Below are 19406 nucleotides of genomic sequence, written 5' to 3' on the forward strand. Positions count from 1 at the left end.
CAATTATAAATGTTAAAAAAAGTGAATTGTTTTTCTATAAGTTGCTGATAAATAAAGATGGTGACGCTTTGCTTGAGGTTTATTCAAAATCCGGTGGAAGACGCCAAGCCAAAGGGTCGCTAGTCTACGTTGGAAGCGGTAAGTGAAACGTATTGCGGGCCAGTGACACGAGGCGAGCATGCTAAATCAACGTTGGCAGCACATCAGTAAGTACAAGCTCACGCAGGAGAATGAGTCGGATGCTCTGGATCATCTGATTGCCTCCTTGGCAGACTTTTTCAAGTTCCCCGTTGCATTGATCTCGGTGCTTGGCCAGAAGCAGTGGTTTATCGCCAAAGCGGGGTTGGACGTGGATTTCACTTCCCTCGAGGATGCCTTCTGTCGCCACGTCGTTGAACTGCGCGCTCCGCTGGTCATCGAGGATGCCAGTCAGCATCCGGATTTTTGCGATAACCCCCTCGTGCTCTCCAGCCCGTATATTCGCTTTTATGCAGGTGTGCCATTGGTGGCGGGCGGGCGGGAGGTCGGCGCCGTGTGCCTGATCGATGATCGGCCCAATACGCTGACCGCCAAAGACCTCAAGTTTTTAGAATCGCTCAGCTTTTTCATCAGTGATTACATCCGCCTCATCGACAAGCAGCGCGCCAAGGTCAGCAGCGCAGATTTTTCATTGATGATCGAGGCCGCAGATGTCGGCGTCTGGGATTGGGAAATTCCCAATGACCATAACGTCTTCAATCAACGTTGGTGCGAGTTGCTAGGGCTTGAGCGCGATGAGGTGGAGAGCCGGTCGTCTTTCTGGAAAGGCTTGGTACATAGTGACGACTATGCGCGGCTCAACAATGCCATACGTGCCCATCTGGCAGATGAAAGCGCCGTCTTGAATGTGGAGTATCGGCTGCGCCATGCGGAGGGTCATTGGCTATGGGTCAACACTTATGGACGTACCGTGGCCAACGACAGTGCAGGCCGCCCACTGCGCATGACCTGCGTGATTCGTGATATCAGCGAAAAGAAACGTATCGAGCTGCGCGAGTACAAGCAGGTTCAACTGCTGAATTTCATGAATCGTGCGCAGAGTGTCTTCCTCCAGGAAAAAAACATTCGTCACTCCTGCGAGCTGGTGTTCGATGAATTGCTTGCCTTGGCAGAGAGCCAGTTCGGCCTGATTGGCCAAGTCGTGGAACAGGAAGGTCATGGCAAGACTTTGTTCATTCATGCGCTGACGAACATTAGCTGGAGTGAAGAAACCAATGAACAGTACCGTGCTTATCAGCGCGGCGAGCTGTTTTTCAATAATCTCGATAACCTGTTTGGCCACGTGGTGACGTCGGGTAACGTGGTCATGGCCAACCAGCCCAGACGCCACCATGCGTCACGGGGAACGCCGGCTGGCCATCCTCCCCTCAAGCGCTTTCTGGGCCTTCCTATCAAGATCGGTGAAGAGACCGTCGGCATGATTGGACTGGCCAACAAGGAAGAAGATTATTCCGAAGAGGACGCGCTTTTCTTGCAGCCGCTTCTGGATACGTTAGGGGCTCTGTTCTACGCCTTGGAGGTCGAGCAGTCGCGACTCGATGCCGAGCGTAAGTTGCGCTATCTGGCTGAAACGGACGTGTTGACCAAACTGCCTAATCGGCGTGCTTTTATCGAACGTATCCAAGGGTTCTATGCCCATGATGCCAGCGTGGCCAGAAGCTTCTGCATTGCCGTCATCGATATCGACTATTTCAAGACGATCAACGATCAATATGGGCACCAGGTGGGCGATGAGGTGCTTCAAGAGGTCGCTTTCCGCCTTAGCAGTAGCGTGCGCTCCGATGATCTGGTCGCACGCTTGGGAGGAGAGGAATTTGGAGTAGGGATGTACGATACCAAAGAGGGCTGTTCGCTGGAGCATTTGCGCAAAGCGGTGGCCTTGACACCCATCGTGACCAGTGAAGGCCTGGTGAGCGTCACCGTCAGCATTGGAGCCTGTCAGGTGAATCCTGAAAGCGCCCCTGCACAGTGGGAAAGCGACCTGCGCAGCGCCGACCTTGCCCTGTATCGTGCAAAACGCGATGGCCGCAATCGAGTGAAGTGGCACATGCCCTCTTCGGTCATCAACCCTTGATGGGTCAGGCAGGGTCGATGGTCAGCAATAACCGTTTTTGACCCTCTTGGAGGGCGGGGCTTCGATGCACCAGGCCATGCTGTTCTGAACCTTCCCAGGCGCTGCCCTTGATCAAGGCAATATCGCCGGGTTCTAGCCGTTGTATGGCGTTCTCATCCAGCACGATATCGGGGCGGTCGGGGTGCGGCGCGCCCAAGCCTTGTCGGTTGACGGCATCATTGGGCAGCCACTCACTGCCCGGTCCTGAGTAGGTGCACACCAGTCGTACCCCCAGGTTGTCGCAGTGAAATCGGGGGCACATGGCCGCCGTGAGCAGGCGCAGGCGAATACCGACGCTGTCGGTATCGAACAGGTAGGCAATGGCCTGGGCAATGGTCGCCACATCTTCCACCAGCGCATCGCCTGCCTCAGGGGAGGGCAGCTTGCGTTTCAGGTCGGCCATGAAGGCTTCTTCCGGCGCTCCCAGCCAGGCATAGTGCCAATCGCGGGTGGTCTGAGACTGTGCATTGGCGCTTACTGCCAGCTCGGCGGGTAGCTTGCGCTGAAAAATGGCAATATTGATAGGTGCTTCGAAAATCTGTGGCAGGACGCTGATGTCATGCCCTTGGGCGGCATGAGAGGGCAGAGGCTGGGTCGGCGTTGAGAGCAACGGCGTCATGATGGGCTCCTCAGTGAAATCTGTTTGTGCTCATGTTGATATGTTATAACATATTTTTCATAAGTGGCCACAGAGGGTAAGGGGCTTCCCTTCGGCCCCCGCCAAGACACGCACGAGGTTGCTATGCATGATACGACGCCGATCCCCGTCAACGTCCTGACGGGATTTTTGGGCAGTGGCAAGACCACGCTGCTCAATCGCTGGGTTCGCCAAGCCTCCATGCGCAATACGCTGGTGGTGATCAATGAGTTTGGGGAAATAGGGCTCGACCACCAGTTGCTGACCCATAGCGATGAGCAGGCGGTCGTCGAGATGAGCAGCGGCTGCCTGTGCTGTACGCTGCGGGGCGATTTGAGCCGAACCCTGCAACGGGCCCTCGACGCTCAGGCCGCAAAAGGCAAGCCTGCCCCTGAGCGTGTCGTGATCGAAACCACTGGCCTTGCGGATCCTGCCCCGTTATTGCAGCTCATGATGACGGACCATTGGCTGGCGCACCGCTTTCAGCTCGATAGCGTGATCTGCTGTATCGATGCCGCCAACGGTGATGCCACGTTGCGTACCCATCGCGAATCCCAGCGCCAAGTGGCCGTGGCCGATCGGCTATTGATCACCAAGACCGATCTGGTCGATGAACATCTTCTCTCGGCACTGGCCAATCAACTGGCCACGCTGAATCCGGCGGCTGAGCAGTGGCAGGTGTTATCCGGCAACCTGGACCCTGAACTGCTGGTAGGGGCTGGGCTCTATCAAGCGGGTACAGGTCGATATCGCGTGGAAAGCTGGCTCAAGTCGGCGAGCTATCACACCACCTTGCTGGCTAGTGGGCAGCCGGAGGATTCTGGTAAGCAGCAGAGCCTCGCTCCCCTGGCGCCGCCCGCTGCGTCGGCGCATCACGACGATCAGATCAAGGCCTTCTGCTTCAGCGTAGAGGAGCGCATCAGCCCGGAAGCATTGGAGAACTGGCTGGATCTGCTGATGGCCATGATGGGCGACAGGATGCTGCGCATGAAAGCCATCGTGCATCTGCAAGGGCGAGACACACCGCTGGCGCTGCATGGCGTGCAGCATATCTTCCACCCACCGGCGTCGTTACCCGCTCACTGTGTCAGCGATCAGGTCTCCCGGTTCGTGTTCATTACCCATAACGTCTCTCCGGAGACGGTGCGTCAGCTATATACGTTTTTCAACGGGACGATACCATCCTCGTCGGATGACTTGGTGGCAGACTGAGGGTGATCACATTGCATACGGGGCTAGGCGCCAGTCCGAGCCTCAAAAAAACGCTAATCTATTGACAGCTTGCTCTTCGAGGGAATATAAGTCCTCTACCACTCACTGCCTCAGGCTGCCATGCTCCTCTTATTGATCACCGCCACCTTGGCGATTGCCGTCTCTTTTCTTTGTTCAATACTAGAGGCTGCGCTTTTATCCATCACACCAAGTTACATTGCCAAGCAAAAAGATCATAAACCACGTTTGCATGCAGCGCTGGTAAAGTTAAAAGGCAACATAGATCGCCCGCTTGCCGCTATTTTGACGCTCAATACCATAGCGCATACCGTTGGAGCCACTGCCGTAGGGGCTCAGGCAGCCACCGTGTTTGGTGAAGCATCCATCGCCGTCGTCTCGGCAGTCATGACGCTACTGATCCTGGTGCTTTCTGAAATCATCCCTAAAACAATAGGCGCTACTTATTGGCGCAATATCGCACCTTTATTGCCTCGTTTGTTAAATATCATGATTGTTGGCTTGTTGCCTTTTATTTGGATGTCGGAGTTGATGACACGACGCTTGGGCAAGTCGGAACATGATGTCGATTTGCGCGACGAGATTAAAGTGTTGGCTAAAATAGGGCTGGAAGAAAAGGTACTGGATGCCGATGAGTCGCGTACAATTATCAACACGTTGAATTTGCATGATATTGTCGTGAGTCAAGCAATGACGCCTCGTACGGTCTGTGAAACAGTGCCGCCAAGTATGACCGTGCATGAATTCGACAAGAAACATGGAAAGTCTTCGTTTACTCGCTTTCCTGTGATGGATGGAGGTGAACTGGCGTTTGGCTATGTACATAAATCGGACATGTACCATGCTGATGATGCCAGCACGATGCGTGAACTCATGCACCCCATTGGCAGCGTTGATGTCACCAGTAACGTGGAGCAGGTCTTTACCTCGATGCTCAAGGATCACCTCCACATGCGTGTGATTTACGATGAGCATGGCACGTTCGTGGGTCTTATTACATTAGAAGACATCATCGAGACTATCCTGGGTCAGGATATTGTGGATGAGACAGACAGCGTTACCAACCTTCGCCACTTCGCAAAGCAGCGTTGGATCAAAAGAGCTAAGTGAGCGCGGGCATTTGTGTGCTTCCATCATGAACGCCGTTTACCTGCTTAGCTCAAAAAGTTCTATAGTGAAGGGCGGTAAAGTCATATAAGGTATGAAAATCGGATACCCTTACTTGAGGAGCCACCATGTCACTACGTATCAATGCCGTTGTACCTGACTTCGAAGCGGAAACCAGCCAGGGGCCGATTCGCTTTCATGAATGGATAGGCGACAGCTGGGCGATTCTGTTTTCTCACCCCAAGGATTTCACTCCTGTCTGCACCACCGAGTTTGGCGCGGTGGCTACCCTGAGCGCTGAATGGGAAAAGCGTGGCACCAAGGTGATCGGGGTGTCCGTGGACGGTGTCGAGGATCACAAGCGCTGGGCGGGCGATATCGAGACCGTCAGCGGCAGTGCTGTGAGCTTCCCTATCATCGCCGATGAAGGGCTCAAGGTCTCCAAGCTGTTCGACATGCTGCCGGAAGACGCCTACTTGCCCGATGGACGCACGCCTGCCGATAGCGCGACGGTGCGCTCGGTTTTCATCATTGGCCCGGACAAGCAGCTGAAGCTCTCGATGACCTACCCGATGACCGTCGGACGTAATTTTGCCGAGATCCTGCGCGCGCTGGATGCTCTGCAAACCACCGCCAAGCACGGCGTGGCCACGCCTGCGGATTGGAGTGTAGGGCAGGATGTCATCATTCCTCCCAGCGTTTCCAATGAAGCTGCTCAGCAGAAATTTGGTGAATTCGACGCGGTACTGCCGTACCTGCGTAAAACCAAACTGCGCTAAACCGTAGCACGCCCCGCCAGCCTGAGCTGGCGGGGTGGCTCAGCTCGCTTCGAGCGCGAGTCGCTCGATCGAGTGAGATACGCTTTGCGCTCCCTGCAATATCTCGTTAACGATCGCCTCGATCTCCTTCACGCTGTTCTGGCTATTCTGGCCCTGTTCCACCACCTGCTGCATGGCCTGCGTCGTCCGGCTCACCAAGGCGTTGTTCTCCTTGAGCACCCGAGTGATTTCACTGACCGCATCGCTGGAGCCTTTGGCCAGTTGGCGCACCTCGTTGGCCACTACCGCAAAACCTCGCCCCTGTTCACCGGCACGTGCGGCCTCCACGGCGGCATTCAGCGACAGTAAGTTGGTCTGGCTGGCAATCCGCGCAATGGAGGCGGTAATGCTGTTGATTTGTGCTGCCTGCTGATTGAGCGCATTGATGAGCTGTTGTGCCTCTACCAGCGTCGAGGCAGCCTGCTGCGAGTCGGCAAGCACCTTCTGCAGGTGTGAAAGCCCCTCTTGAGCAATGCGCTCGGTCTGGCTGGATGACGTTCTGGCGCTGCCGACGGTTGCCCTGGCGGCCTCGGTGGCAGTCATTTCTGCCGTGATGTCGGTGGCGAACTTGACCACTTTGACCACGCGCCCTTCGGCATCGAAGATGGGGTTGTAGGTCGCTTCCAGCCAGACCACCTGCCCTTGGGCATTGAGCCGGACGAACTTGCCCTGCTTGAACTCGCCGCGGGCCAGCTCTTGCCAGAAGTGGGGGTGCTGTTGATAAAACAGGGGCTCACAAAACAGGCGATGGTGTTCACCGCGAATGCGGCTCAGCGGATAGCCCATGGCCTGTTCGAAATTGTGGTTGGCTTCCAGAATGTAGCCATCAGGGGTGAACTCGATGACCGCCATGGAGCTGTCGAGCGCTGCCAGAATGGCCCGCTCTCGTGCCGCCCTCTGGTGTTTCTCGGTCACGTCGCTGGCCACCTTGAACACCTGCACCACCTTGCCACGGCGGTTCTTGATCGGCAGGTAAGTGGCTTCCAGCCAGACCTCTTCCCCTTGTGCATTTACCCGCCGAAAGCGCCCCTGCTGGCTCTCTCCTGACGCCAGCGCTTGCCAGAAAGCTTTGTACTCCGGGCTGTTGGCATCTTCGGGAAAGCAGAACATTCGGTGGTGCTGCCCTTTAACCTGCGCCAGTGAATAACCTACCGTACTCAGAAACAAGTGGCTGGCATCTTGGATGACACCCTCAGGAGTAAAGTAGATACAAGCGGTATGTTGAGACAGCGCACTGCGCAGCTGGTCGGACTTCAGGGAGGTGAGCATGGCCGTAAAATTCCGGGAGCGTTATTGTAAACGCTCCTAGAATAGACCAGTTTCCTATAGAAAACACTGTTTTGTATCGTTATGGCACAAAATGTCACATTGGTAATGTCAGGTATCTATTTTAATAATTATCAATGATTGACCTGCTCCACCAAGGCTTGAGCGAAGGTCGCCGTCGTGCCGGTACCGCCCATGTCGGGCGTGACCATGTCACGGCGGGTTTCGAGCACCGCTCGGATGCCGTGGCGTATGGCGTCTCCTTTTTGCTGCATGCCCAAGTGGTCCAGCATTTGTGCTGCTGCCAGTAGCAGCGCACAGGGGTTGGCCATGTTCTTGCCGGCAATGTCCGGAGCAGAGCCGTGTACGGCTTCGAAGATAGCGGCTTTTTCACCGATGTTGGCGCCTGGGGCGAGCCCAAGCCCACCCACGAGCCCGGCGCACAGGTCCGAGAGAATGTCGCCAAACAGGTTGGTGGTTACCACTACATCGAACTGGTGCGGGTTCATGACCAGTTGCATGCAGGCGTTATCCACGATCATTTCCTGAAACTCGATTTCGGGATACTCGCTGGCGACTTCCCGGGCTACGTCCAGAAACAGACCGGAGCTGGTCTTGATGATGTTGGCCTTGTGGACAGCCGTCACTTTTTTACGGCCGTTCTGCTTGGCCAGCTCGAAGGCGTAACGCACGATACGTTCGGAGCCCTGGCGGGTCACCTTGATCACGGAAAGCCCGGTATTGCCGTCGTCCACCATTTCCTGGCCATCGGAGAGGTAGGCTCCTTCGGTATTTTCCCGCACGGTGATCATGTCGATGCCATCGTAGCGTGAGCGCGTGCCAGGGAAACTGATGGCCGGGCGAACGTTGGCATAAAGGTCAAAATGACGGCGCAACTGAACGTTGATGGAGGAGAAGCCCTTGCCAATCGGCGTTGTCAGCGGCCCTTTCAGGGCGATACCGTGTTTCTCGATGGCATCCAGCGATGCTTGAGGCACCAGCGTGCCGTGCTTCTCGAGCGCGACCAGTCCTGCATCGATAAATTCATAGGTCAGCCCGCACTCCAGGGCCTCCAGCACCTTCAGGGTGGCGTCCATGATTTCGGGGCCGATGCCGTCGCCTTTGATCACTGCTACTGTCTGGCTCATGTGCGGATCCTCTCGTGAAGTGGTTGAAAAAGGATGAAGAACAGGCGGCAGGCCTGCCGATTGAGTGCCATGGTAAGCGATACTTAGGGAACGGGTCATCGTCTAAACGTCTAGGGTGGGTGGGTGGGTGCGAAAGCCCCTGTTTGCTGATAAAATGCCGCGCTCAAAGCGAGCCGGGCCCTCGGCGGCCTCTGCCTCGTCTGAAGCGACAAAAGACCAACAAGGTTTATCTTGCAATGAACGACACCATGGCAGCCATCCTTCTGCCGACATCAGGGTTGATGACTCCACCCTAGGTTTTCCTTCCTTTTCGGCGCCATGACGCTCCAAGCGTCATCTCGGTGCCATGGCATTCCGTTGCCGTTATTTGGCTATCGGCGCATTGGCGTCTTCGTTTGGTAGCCTTCCCCCAGCAAACTTTGACAACGCTATGCTCACTTGCTGCCTCTGTGCGGCCTTGATGTGCAATGTCTATAACTCTCAAACCATGGACTCCCTGAATGGCACTTTTCAGCAAGCAAGAGTGGTTCTCCAATATCAAAGGCGACACGCTCTCAGGTATTGTCGTCGCGCTGGCGCTAATTCCTGAAGCTATCGCATTTTCGATCATTGCTGGCGTCGACCCCAAGGTGGGGCTGTATGCCTCGTTCTGTATTGCCGTCATCATCGCCTTTACCGGTGGCCGCCCAGGCATGATTTCTGCCGCCACTGGAGCGATGGCGCTGCTGATGGTGACGCTGGTGAGAGAGCATGGCCTGGAGTATCTCCTGGCGGCCACGCTATTGACGGGTGTATTACAAATCATCGCGGGCTACCTGAAGCTGGCGGAGCTGATGCGCTTCGTTTCGCGCTCGGTGGTCACCGGGTTTGTGAACGCGCTGGCGATTCTGATTTTCATGGCCCAGCTGCCGGAGCTCACCAACGTGACCTGGCATGTTTACGCCATGACGGCGGCCGGGCTGGGCATCATCTATCTGTTCCCCTATTTACCGGTGGTGGGTAAGTCGATTCCGTCACCGCTGGTGTGCATCGTGGTATTGACCGTGGTGTACATGGTCAGCGGTATGGAGATTCGCAGCGTCGGCGATATGGGTGAGCTGCCGGATACGCTGCCCATTTTCCTGTGGCCGAACGTGCCGCTGACTCTTGAAACGCTGATGATCATTTTCCCTTATGCGGTCATGCTGGCGGTCGTGGGACTGCTGGAATCGATGATGACGGCCACGATCGTGGATGACCTCACCGACACTTCCAGCGATAAGAATCGCGAGTGTAAAGGCCAGGGCGCCGCCAACATTGGTGCCGGACTGATGGGCGGTATGGCGGGCTGTGCCATGATTGGCCAATCGGTGATCAACATCAAATCCGGTGGTCGCACGCGCTTATCCACCCTCATCGCGGGCATATTGCTGCTGCTGATGGTGGTCTTCATGGCGGAGTGGGTCTCGCAAATTCCCATGGCGGCGCTGGTGGCGGTCATGATCATGGTGTCGATTGGCACTTTTAACTGGGCGTCGGTACGTGATTTCAAAAAACACCCCATGAGCACCAATGTCGTCATGCTGGCAACAGTGGTAGTCACCGTAGGTACACACAATCTGGCCATTGGCGTGTTTGTTGGGGTGCTGCTGGCGGCGCTTTTCTTTGCCAACAAGGTTGGCAATATCATGTACGTTGGCTCGACAGACGTCATGGCTGGCAACGTGCGTGAATATCAGGTGGTGGGACAGGTGTTCTTTGCTTCCGCCGAGCGTTTCTCCGCTGCCTTCGACGTCAAAGAGCGTCTCGATAAAGTGATCATTGATCTATCTAGAGCACATTTCTGGGATGTGACGGCCGTTCAGGCGCTGGATAGAGTCATCATCAAGTTCCGTCGTGCAGGTGCGGAAGTGGAGCTCATAGGGCTGAACGATGCCAGTGCCACCGTGGTGGATCGCTATGCAGTGCACAACGACCCGATAGCAGTGGAAAAGCTGATGGGTAGCCACTGAGTATCTCGTTCAGCGATGGCGTGCATGGGCGTCAGGCAGTATTCATTCGGCCGCAGGCGATGAGGCAAGCGCCCAGCGCTCTCCGGCCCAGGCGGCCAGCAGCCATAGCGGGACGCTGACCAGCACGTAGAGCGGTGCCAGCCACCACTGGGGCTGTTGGGCGAGGTAGAGCGTTTCCAGGCTGAACAGTGAAAAGGTGGTGAAGCCGCCACAAAAGCCTGCCACCAGCAGAGGTTGGTGGCGTGCCAGCGCGCGGTGAGGAAAGCGCGAGGCGGTGGCTGCCAGCCAGCCGATCAGCAGCGAGCCCACGATATTGACCAGTAGCGTGCCCCAGGGGAAATAGCTGCCAAGCGCTGCCAGAGATGCCAGTGACACCCCATAACGCAGCAGGCTGCCCACGGCGCTGCCGAGCCCAACGGCCAGATAGGCGTTCATGACAACCCCCCGCCCAGCCACCAGCCCAGGGTGGCCATCAAGAGCCCCAAACCTAACGTACTGGCAACGTTGAGTGCCGCCCGAGCGGCTTGGCCAGACTGGTAAAGCTCCAGGGTTTGCAGGCTGAAGGAGGAGACGGTGGTATAGCCGCCCAGCAGGCCGATGATGGCGAAGGCCCAGGTGGGGTCGTGATGCTGCAGGCCGTAATGTGCCAGCAGCCAGCCCGCCAAGAGCGCGCCGCTGGCATTGACGATGAGCGTGCCCCAGGGGAAGACTTTGCCTAGCCGTTTCGCGGCGGCATTGGACACGGCAAAGCGGCCCATGCCGCCAAGCGCGCCTCCCAGGGCAATCAAAAAGAGACTGGCCATGCCAGCGTCCATGGTGGCCTCGTGTGGAAAGCAGAATCAAGGTCGGAAAGTGTAGCATGTTCGGCAAGGCCCTGAGGGCGGGCCTTGCTCACTTTCATGCCTCAATCTTCATATCTCAGCCGTCATGTCTCAACTGGCGAAGATCAAGCGGTGGCCATGGAGGAGTGCTCGACGGGGGCCTCGCTGGATGCCGCCGTGCTGGCCATGTTGATGCCTGACAGCACGGCCTTGAGCGAGGCACTCACCGTGTCGCTGTCCTCTGCCACGGCACATACCCGTTGGCCGTCGATATTCAGCTGCACGAAGGCAATGGCATTGGCCTCGCTGTTGCCCCCCAGGGAGTGCTCACTGTAGTCCAGAATGGCCACGTGGCTGCCGGTATGCTGCTTCCAGGCGTCGGTGAACGATGACATGGCTCCGTTGCCCGTGCCGGAAAGGCGCAGCGTTTCGGTGCCGTGCCACAGGGTGATGTCGATGCCTTCCTGATGGCCTTTGGAAAGCCGGTAATCCGCCAGGGAGAGCGGTGCATCCAGGGCAAACTGATCGAACATCACCTGGCGGACCATGGCGCTGGAGAGCTCGCTGTTGCGCCGCTCGCTCTCTTTCTGCACGTGGGGGGCCAGTGCCAGCATCATCCAGCGGGGCAGGTGAATGCCGTAGTCGCGCTCCAGCAAAAAGGCCATGCCGCCTTTGCCTGACTGGCTGTTGACCCGGATCACTGCCTGGTAATCGCGGCCGATGTCATGGGGGTCGATGGGCAGGTAGGCCACTTGCCACGGCTCATCGGGCTTCTGATGCTTGAGCGATTTACGAATGGCATCCTGGTGGCTGCCGGAAAACGCGGTGTAGACCATCTCGCCCACCCAGGGGTGGCGGGGGTGAATGGCAATGCCGGTGCACTCATGCACGACCTGGATGATCTCGTCGGGGTTGGAGAGATCCAGCGCCGGGTCGATGCCCTGGCTGTACAGGTTCATGGCCAGCGTCACGATATCCATGTTGCCGGTACGCTCGCCGTTGCCCAGCAGCGTGCCCTCGACGCGATCGGCACCCGCCAGCAGGGCCAGCTCGGCAGAAGCCACTGCGCCGCCCCGGTCGTTATGGGTGTGTACCGAAATGATCACGCTATCCCGACGGCTGATATGCTGGCAAAAGTACTCGATCTGGTCGGCGTGGTGGTGCGGGCCTGCCACTTCCACGGTAGTGGGCAGATTGAGGATGCACGGATTGTTCGGCGTGGGCTGCCACACATCCATGACCGCTTCGCAGATGGCCAGTGAAAAATCGATCTCCGTGCTGGAGAAGCTTTCAGGGGAGTACTGGAAACGCCAATCGACGTCGGGGTACTGCGCGGCATGGGTCTTGACCCAGGTGGCGCCCTGAACGGCGATGTCGGTAATGCCGTCGCGGTCCATCTCGAAGACCCGTTCGCGCTGAATGGTCGACGTGGAGTTGTACAGGTGGATGATGGCGCGCTTGACGCCCACCAGCGAGGCAAACGTTTTCTCGATCAAATGCTCTCGGCACTGCACCAGCACCGCAATGGTGACGTCATCAGGAATCTGGTCCTCTTCGATCAACCAGCGCACGAAGTCGTAATCCGGCTGGCTGGCGGAGGGAAAACCGACCATCACTTCCTTGATGCCGACCTTGATGATCTGGTGCCAAAAGCGCTGCTTCTGCTCGACGGTCATCGGCTCCAGTAGCGCCTGGTTGCCATCGCGCAGGTCCTCGCTCACCCAGATGGGGGCGTGGGTCAGTTCCCGGTCGGGCCACTGGCGATTGAACGCGGGTACCCGCGGGGCAGGGCGATACTTGCGATGATCGAAGGCAGACATGGTGAGTTTCCTGAAAGCATGAGGTTGTTTGAGGCGGCCGCTTGTGGCGTGAGCCGCGTGCCAGGCCTCCGGGTAAGAGGCCCTGGGAGCAGCTGCTTTTGGCAGCCATGCTAGTGTAACCAGAATGCCGCGAAAGGTTATTGCGAAAATAGGCCAGTGGGCAGAAAAAGTGGCAGAATATGGCGGGTTTATGGATTTCATTAGTAGAGGCTGTCGAGTATGTCGGTGACTCCCCTGACGCTGGATCGTTATGATCGTCGTATCCTGGATATCCTTCAGCAGGAAGGGCGCATCAGTAACCAGGAACTGGCCGAACGCATAGGCCTCTCGCCATCCCCCTGCCTGCGCCGAGTTCGGGCGCTGGAAACCCATGGGCTGATTACCCAGTACCGGGCCGTGGTGGACGCTCGGCCGCTGGGCTATCAGCTGATGGCGCTGCTGCATATTTCCATGGATCAACACACCCCTGAGCGCTTCGATAACTTCGAGCGCCACGTGCGTGACATCCCCAACGTGGTGGAGTGCTTGATCATCACTGGTCAAGCCGCCGACTTTCAGCTCAAGATTCTGGTCAAGGACATGGATGACTACCAGCATCTGCTGCTGCATGTCATCAATCGGATCGAAGGGGTCACAGGGGCGCATACCAGCTTTGTGTTGCGCCGTGTCTTCGAGCACCGCCCGGTACCTACCTGAGACGGGCTGTTCGATATGACCGGTCAGTTCGATATGGCATAGGCAGTGGCTTGCTGGCGGTTTACACTGCTTTTTTTAATCGATACAGGAGATTGAACCATGAGTATTCGGCGTCATGATACAAAAGCCCGCATGAGCCGTGCCGTGATCCATGGCGGCGTGGCATATCTGTGTGGCCAGGTGGCGGGGCCAGAGGCGCGCCATGGCGATATCAAGGAGCAGACCGAGAGCATGCTGGCGCGGGTGGATGCGCTATTGAAGGAGATCGGCTCCAGCCGCGAGCAGTTGCTCAGTGCGACGATCTACCTCAAGGAGGGCAGCGATTTTGCGGCCATGAACGAGGTTTGGGATGCCTGGGTACCGGAAGGCCATGCACCGGCACGCACCTGCGTGTGTGCACCGATGCCTGCCGATGAGTTGAAAGTCGAGATTACCGTGACCACGGCGGTAGATGCGTAGTCGCCACGTTACTTGATGGGCTTTTCGGCCGGAAAGCGGGTATCGCGCAGGCTGTCCTTGATCTTCTTCAGGTGCGGCAAGAAATCTTCGCCGCGCCTGAGGGTGACCCCCGTGGCCAGCGCATCGATCAGGGTGAGCTGAATCATTCGGGAGGTCATGGGCATGTAGTGGTCGGTATCTTCGGGGGTGGCGACTTCCAGGGTCGCGGTGCACTCCCGTGAGAGCGGAGAGTCGGGGGCGGTAATCCCCAGCACCACGGCGCCTGCTTCGCGGGCTACCTTGGCGATATCGACCAGTTCCCGCGTGCGGCCCGTGTAGGAAATGATCACCACCACATCGCCCGTATGGCAGGCGGCAGCCACCATGCGTTGCATCAGCACATCCACATATGCCATGACCGGCAAGTTGAAGCGGAAGAACTTGTGCTGCGCATCCTGGGCCACGGCGCCGGAGGCACCCAACCCGAAAAAGTGAATCTGCTTGGCCTGGGTCAGGTAATCCACCATGCGCTCGACGGCGGCCATGTCCACTTCGCGCTGGGCTTCGTCCAGGGCGGCAATGGTAGCCCCGAAAATCTTGTGCGTGTACTGAGTGGCCGTATCGCCGGGCTCGACGGCACGAGTCACGTAAGGCGTTCCGCCGGCCAGGCTCTGCGCCAGTTTGATCTTGAAATCGGGATAGCCCTTGGCGCCGAAGTTGCGGCAAAACCGGTTCACGGTAGGCTCGCTGACGCTGGCCGCCTGGGCGAGGCTGGCAATGCTCAGGCTGGTGGCGGCTGCCGGGTCGTCGAGGATCACGTTCGCCACCTTGCGCTCCGAACGATTCAGCTCTTCGAGACGTTCCCTTAGGCGGTCTAGCAGGTCATGCGCCATTGACTGACTCCGTGGCAGGCGTTGAGGGTAAACGAGGCGTCCACTGGCTGCACCAGTGATAAAACTCATCTGCAGGCAGTGGACGAGCATAGTAATACCCTTGCGCCGCTTCGCAACCTATCGAGCGCAAATAGTCGGCCTGGGCAGCCGTTTCGATGCCCTCGGCGACGACGTCACAGCCCACCGCATGGGCCAGTTGGGTGATGGTCAAGGCCAGGTGACGATCCACGGCGTCCTTTTCCAGATCCATGACGAAGGCCCGGTCAATTTTCAGCGTCGAGAAAGGCAGGGTCTTCACATAAGCGAGGGATGAGTGGCCGGTGCCAAAATCATCGATGGCCACGGCAATATTCACATCCGCCAACTGGGCCAACTGGATACGTGCGTTATCCAGGTCGCTGAGCAGGCCAGACTCGGTCACTTCGAGCGCAAAAAAGCGTGCCGGAATCCCGTGCCGGGCGAGTCGCGCCAGCAGCGCCTCGGCAAAATCCTTGCGTGCCAATTGGCGCGCAGCCACGTTGACGGCGATATGGAAGTCATCGTCCAGCAGGCCCTGCTGCCGCCACTGGGCAATATGGCGCATGGCCTCTTCCAGCACCCATTCGCCAATCGACAGAATATCGCCACTGGCCTCGGCCAGGGGAATGAAATCGCCAGGCGAGACATGCCCCAACTCGGGATGGTGCCAGCGCAACAGCGCTTCGGCGCCCAGCACCCGCTGGGTGGCCAGCGACAGCTTGGGTTGAAAAGCCAACGACATCTCGCCACGCTGGGTCGCCCCACGAATGGCCTGCTGCAGGTGCAGGCGGTGGCGCTGCTGGGTTTCCAGCGTTTCGTTGTAGCTTTGAATGCGCAGCGAGCCTGACTGGGGTAGCGCCAGAGCAGCCTTGTGCACCAGCCGTTCGCTGTCGAACGGGCCCTGCGCCCAACTGATGCCAATGCGCGCATTGAGCGGCAGCAGCAGGTCTCCCACTGCCTGATCCTGATCGAAACAGCTCAGTAGCCTGGATGCCAGCTGGCGCAGGGCCTTGAGGTCGTTGCTATCGGCAATGACCAGCAGTTCACTGCCGCCCCATACGCCCAGGGTGCAGCGTTCACATAGCTGGGCGTGGAGCCGATGGCTGATATGCACCATGAGCTGATCGGCAACGCTGTAGCCGTGCAGGCGTACCACATCGTCGAGATGATCCAGAGCGATGAACAGCAGGCCAGTGTCGTCGCCTGCCTTGGCGGCTTCCTGCAGCGTCTGGGTCAGTGCTCGCCGATTGGGCAATTGAGTAATGGGGTCGGTGCGCGACTGGCGGTCCAGCTCTTCGGTGCGTTTGGCCACCATCTGTTCGAGGGTCTCGGCCTGTTTGTCGCGCACCTGATAGCGGTGTTCCACATCCAGCGTGTTGCGAATGCGCTGGAGCACCTCGTCATGCTTGAAGGGCTTGGTGAGAAAATCACGGACCCCCATGCTCAGCGCTTTATGGCGTGTTTCGTCATCGATCTGGGCGGTCAGTACGATGACTGGCGGCATCTGAGCCCCGAAGTGCGCCTGCAGCTGTGACATGACCCCATAGCCATCCAGGTAGGGCATCCGAATATCCAGCAGGATCAGGTCGGGCAACTGCTGTTGGCACAGGCCCAGCACCTGGCGAGGGTCGCTGATTCCCTGCACGTGGTCGAAACCGTGATCGTCCAGCAGGTCCAGCAGCAGCTCGACGTTGATGCTGTTGTCGTCGACGATGAGTAAGCGCTTGCTCATCAGGGTCATGTGGCCATCCTTGGAGAGTGGGCGGGGGCGACAGCCAGATAGTGGCTCAGGGTCGCGGAGAGCTTGTCGAGGTCGATGGGCTTGGTCAGGTAGTCGGCAAAGCCAGCCTCGAGGCCTCGGGCAATGTCCCGTTCCATGGCGTTGGCCGACAGGGCAATGACGGGAAGATGCTTGAGTTGCTCATCGTGGCGAATGATCTCCAGCGCTCGATAACCGCTCATGCCTGGCAGGTTGATGTCGATCAATACCAGGTCGGGCGGCGAGTAGCGCATGATTTCAAGCCCCAGCTCGGCGCTGGACACGGTTTGCAGCTGGACGTGTGGGTAGTCGTCCACGATATCTTCCATGAGCTTCTGGTTGGTGGGGTTATCCTCGATATAGAGCAGGCGGTAGCTGCTCTGTGAGGCAGTGTCTCCCAACGTTGCCGACACCGCCGAGGAAGGCTCGGCGGTGTTTTTTTCTGCCATGGGCAAGGTAAACCAGAAGGTGGAGCCACGTTCGGGTTGGCTGTCCACACCAATGGCCCCCCCCATTCGCTCCACCAGCTCACGGGTAATGGCCAGGCCGATGCCCGTCCCTTCGATGACGCCGTGCTCCTCATCCAGCCGATTGAAGGGTTCGAACAACTCTTCCAAACGTTCGGCAGGGATGCCTTTGCCAGTATCGGTCACGCTGACGCGCAGCATCGGTGCCTGGGGCACCACCTCCAGGGTGATATTGCCCTGAGGGCGATTGTATTTGATGGCATTGGAGAGCAGGTTCAGCAGGACCTGTTTGGTGCGGGTGTAATCCGCCTGCACGACCCAGCTCGAGTCGAGGGTCGGGCGCTGAAAGTGAATGCCTGCGGCTTCGATGCTGGCTTCCAGTGTACTGGCAGCATCTTCCAGCAAGCGATCGAGGGCAATGGTCTCGATGGACAGGCTCATGTGCCCAGATTCGATCTTGGCCAGGTCCAGCACCTCATTGATCAGGCTCAGCAGGTGCTGGCCACTCTTCTCGATTTGGCCTACCTGCCGCTGCTGCTTTTCGCTAAGTGGCTCTCGTCGACCTTTGGCCAGCAACTGGGCAAAGCCGATGATGGCATTCAGTGGCGTGCGCAGCTCATGGCTCATCGAAGAGAGGAAGTCGCTCTTGGCTCGGTTGGCTTTTTCAGCCTGGTCACGGGCCGTGGCCAGATCCAGAGCGACCTGTTCGCGTTCGGCCATTTGCCGATAAAGATTGATCAGCAGGGCACAGGTATCCGTGAAGGGCTGCAGCCAGTTGAGTAGCGACTGGTCCAGCGGTTGTCTGCTGTTGGCGATGGCGAACATGCCAATCAACTGGTCGCCACTGAAAATGGGCGCACCCAGGTAGTTGTCCAGCCGCGGGTGACCGGGAGGGAAGCCGCCCCGCTTGTTGTGCCCATAGACGTCATCGGTGATGACCGTTTCGCCATGGGCGTACACCCGCCCAAGCAGCGAGTCCGGATTGGTCAGGGTCATGTCGCCACTGCGCAGCATTTCCATCAGGTGGCGCGACTCGTCGTTCCAGGACAGATCGGTGATGGCGTGGATCTTCAAGGCACTGGTGGTGTCCGTGGGGAGCACTTCGCCGATCAGGGCGTAGTCACTGTCGGTCAGCTCGCGCAGTGCCTCCATCAGGAACGTCCACAGCTGCTCGCCGGACATCAGCGCCTGATAGTCGGTGATACCCTGATGCAACACCTTGAGCAGGCTCTGCTCCTTGTGCATGCGCTTGGTGGCGGCATGCACATCCGTCAAGTTGGTCAGGATGCCCAGGAACTCGACGATTTCCCCCTTTTCATCGGCAATGGCATTGACCGCGAGATGCACCGGTACGGTGTGGCCCTGCTGGTGCAGTGCGTCGACTTCCCGGCCACGGCCAATCACCCTGGGGTCGCCTCCGGCCAGAAAGTGGGCCAGGAAACCGTCATGTTGGTCACGGATGGACGCGGGTGTCAGCATGGAAACGTTGCGCCCTACCACTTCATGATGGGCATAGCCCAGCATGCTGAGCGCATAGGGGTTGATGCTCAGCACCTTGCCTGTGCGGTCGATTCGGACGATGCCCGTGGCGCTACCATTGAACAGTGTCTGGTAGCGCAGATTCGTCTGGGAGAGGTGGTAGCGCATCTGATGCTGACGCAGCAGCTCATCGACCTGGCCTGCCAGCTGTTCGAGTAGCCGGCGGTCACGGTCGGAAAATGGGCGTGGCTCGGGGCCGATCAGGCACAGCGTGCCCACGACCATCCCTTGAGCAGGCCGGAGAGGGTGGCCCGCATAAAAGCGTATGTGGGGAGCCCCGGTGACCAGCGGATTATCGAAAAAGCGTTCGTCCTCGTGAGTATCTTCCACCACCAACGGTGCATCGGCCGCCACGGCGTGGGCGCAGAACGACACTTCACGGTTGGTTTCACAGGCATCGACCCCTTGACGCGCCTTGAACCACTGCCGGTCACGGTCCACCAGCGACACCAGCGACGTGGGTACGTCGAACAGCTCGCAGGCCAGCTGCGTGAGGCGTGCAAAGCCTTCGTCGTCTGCAGTGTCGAGAACGTGTAACCCATGCAGGGCAGCCAGGCGCTGAGATTCATTGTCTGGTAAGTCGGCCGAGTGCATGGCATTTCCTGA

General features: G+C 58.2%; 16 protein-coding genes. 7 read left to right on the forward strand and 9 right to left on the reverse strand.

The genetic code is table 11. From position 1 onward, the window contains the following. Window positions 1-178: 178 nt before the first annotated feature. Window positions 179-2113: a diguanylate cyclase gene (locus IE091_RS00955; RefSeq protein ID WP_189462582.1), complete on the forward strand. Its 1935-nt coding sequence runs from the start codon at window positions 179-181 to the stop codon at window positions 2111-2113. 4 nt (window positions 2114-2117) lie between these two features. On the opposite strand, the gene IE091_RS00960 is transcribed toward IE091_RS00955, so the two are convergent. Next, window positions 2118-2771: a DUF1826 domain-containing protein gene (locus IE091_RS00960; RefSeq protein ID WP_189462583.1), complete on the reverse strand. Its 654-nt coding sequence runs from the start codon at window positions 2769-2771 to the stop codon at window positions 2118-2120. Between the two features lie 123 nt (window positions 2772-2894). Here IE091_RS00960 and IE091_RS00965 point away from each other — a divergent pair, with 123 nt between their 5' ends. From IE091_RS00965 to IE091_RS00975, 3 genes are all read left to right on the forward strand, one after another. Beyond that, entirely contained in the window at window positions 2895-4001 is a 1107-nt protein-coding gene (locus IE091_RS00965; RefSeq protein WP_189462584.1) for a CobW family GTP-binding protein, read from the forward strand. Window positions 4002-4121: 120 nt separating this feature from the next. Beyond that, on the forward strand, window positions 4122-5129 hold the full coding sequence (locus IE091_RS00970; protein WP_039175564.1) for a CNNM domain-containing protein: 1008 nt from the start codon (window positions 4122-4124) through the stop codon (window positions 5127-5129). A 125-nt stretch (window positions 5130-5254) separates the two neighbouring features. Next, on the forward strand, window positions 5255-5905 hold the full coding sequence (locus tag IE091_RS00975; RefSeq protein WP_039175565.1) for a peroxiredoxin: 651 nt from the start codon (window positions 5255-5257) through the stop codon (window positions 5903-5905). Between the two features lie 39 nt (window positions 5906-5944). On the opposite strand, the gene IE091_RS00980 is transcribed toward IE091_RS00975, so the two are convergent. Next, window positions 5945-7213, reverse strand: coding sequence for a methyl-accepting chemotaxis protein (locus IE091_RS00980; protein ID WP_096921380.1), 1269 nt, complete (start codon window positions 7211-7213; stop codon window positions 5945-5947). Between the two features lie 131 nt (window positions 7214-7344). Then, window positions 7345-8358: an isocitrate dehydrogenase gene (locus IE091_RS00985; RefSeq protein WP_144979734.1), complete on the reverse strand. Its 1014-nt coding sequence runs from the start codon at window positions 8356-8358 to the stop codon at window positions 7345-7347. Between the two features lie 500 nt (window positions 8359-8858). Between IE091_RS00985 and IE091_RS00990 the strand changes: the two genes are divergently transcribed. Continuing rightward, window positions 8859-10349 (forward strand): SulP family inorganic anion transporter, encoded by a 1491-nt coding sequence (locus IE091_RS00990; protein ID WP_189462585.1) that lies wholly within the window; start codon window positions 8859-8861, stop codon window positions 10347-10349. Window positions 10350-10391: 42 nt separating this feature from the next. Here the strand turns inward: IE091_RS00990 and crcB are convergent, their stop codons facing one another. The 3 genes from crcB to IE091_RS01005 form a co-directional block, all read right to left on the reverse strand. Then, on the reverse strand, window positions 10392-10784 hold the full coding sequence (crcB, locus tag IE091_RS00995) for a fluoride efflux transporter CrcB (protein WP_039175569.1): 393 nt from the start codon (window positions 10782-10784) through the stop codon (window positions 10392-10394). Then, window positions 10781-11164, reverse strand: coding sequence for a fluoride efflux transporter FluC (locus tag IE091_RS01000; RefSeq protein ID WP_189462586.1), 384 nt, complete (start codon window positions 11162-11164; stop codon window positions 10781-10783). The genes crcB and IE091_RS01000 overlap by 4 nt, the downstream gene beginning before the upstream one ends. A gap of 131 nt (window positions 11165-11295) precedes the next feature. Then, on the reverse strand, window positions 11296-12990 hold the full coding sequence (locus tag IE091_RS01005) for a 2-isopropylmalate synthase (RefSeq protein ID WP_189462587.1): 1695 nt from the start codon (window positions 12988-12990) through the stop codon (window positions 11296-11298). A gap of 219 nt (window positions 12991-13209) precedes the next feature. Here IE091_RS01005 and IE091_RS01010 point away from each other — a divergent pair, with 219 nt between their 5' ends. Both IE091_RS01010 and IE091_RS01015 read left to right on the forward strand, forming a co-directional pair. Further along, window positions 13210-13686: an Lrp/AsnC family transcriptional regulator gene (locus IE091_RS01010; RefSeq protein ID WP_039175572.1), complete on the forward strand. Its 477-nt coding sequence runs from the start codon at window positions 13210-13212 to the stop codon at window positions 13684-13686. 99 nt (window positions 13687-13785) lie between these two features. Continuing rightward, window positions 13786-14145 (forward strand): RidA family protein, encoded by a 360-nt coding sequence (locus IE091_RS01015; protein ID WP_096921374.1) that lies wholly within the window; start codon window positions 13786-13788, stop codon window positions 14143-14145. 8 nt (window positions 14146-14153) lie between these two features. On the opposite strand, the gene IE091_RS01020 is transcribed toward IE091_RS01015, so the two are convergent. From IE091_RS01020 to IE091_RS01030, 3 genes are read right to left on the reverse strand one after another with little or no spacing between them, the layout of a single operon-like run. Beyond that, entirely contained in the window at window positions 14154-15017 is an 864-nt protein-coding gene (locus tag IE091_RS01020; RefSeq protein ID WP_039175574.1) for a MurR/RpiR family transcriptional regulator, read from the reverse strand. Next, window positions 15007-16776, reverse strand: a complete 1770-nt coding sequence (locus IE091_RS01025; RefSeq protein ID WP_039175575.1) for an EAL domain-containing response regulator — start codon at window positions 16774-16776, stop codon at window positions 15007-15009. The genes IE091_RS01020 and IE091_RS01025 overlap by 11 nt, the downstream gene beginning before the upstream one ends. Next, window positions 16773-19394 (reverse strand): GAF domain-containing protein, encoded by a 2622-nt coding sequence (locus tag IE091_RS01030; protein WP_189462588.1) that lies wholly within the window; start codon window positions 19392-19394, stop codon window positions 16773-16775. The genes IE091_RS01025 and IE091_RS01030 overlap by 4 nt, the downstream gene beginning before the upstream one ends. Window positions 19395-19406 lie beyond the last annotated feature (12 nt).

This window comes from Vreelandella hamiltonii, from assembly GCF_014651775.1.
GTDB classification, from domain to species: Bacteria; Pseudomonadota; Gammaproteobacteria; order Pseudomonadales; family Halomonadaceae; genus Vreelandella; species Vreelandella hamiltonii.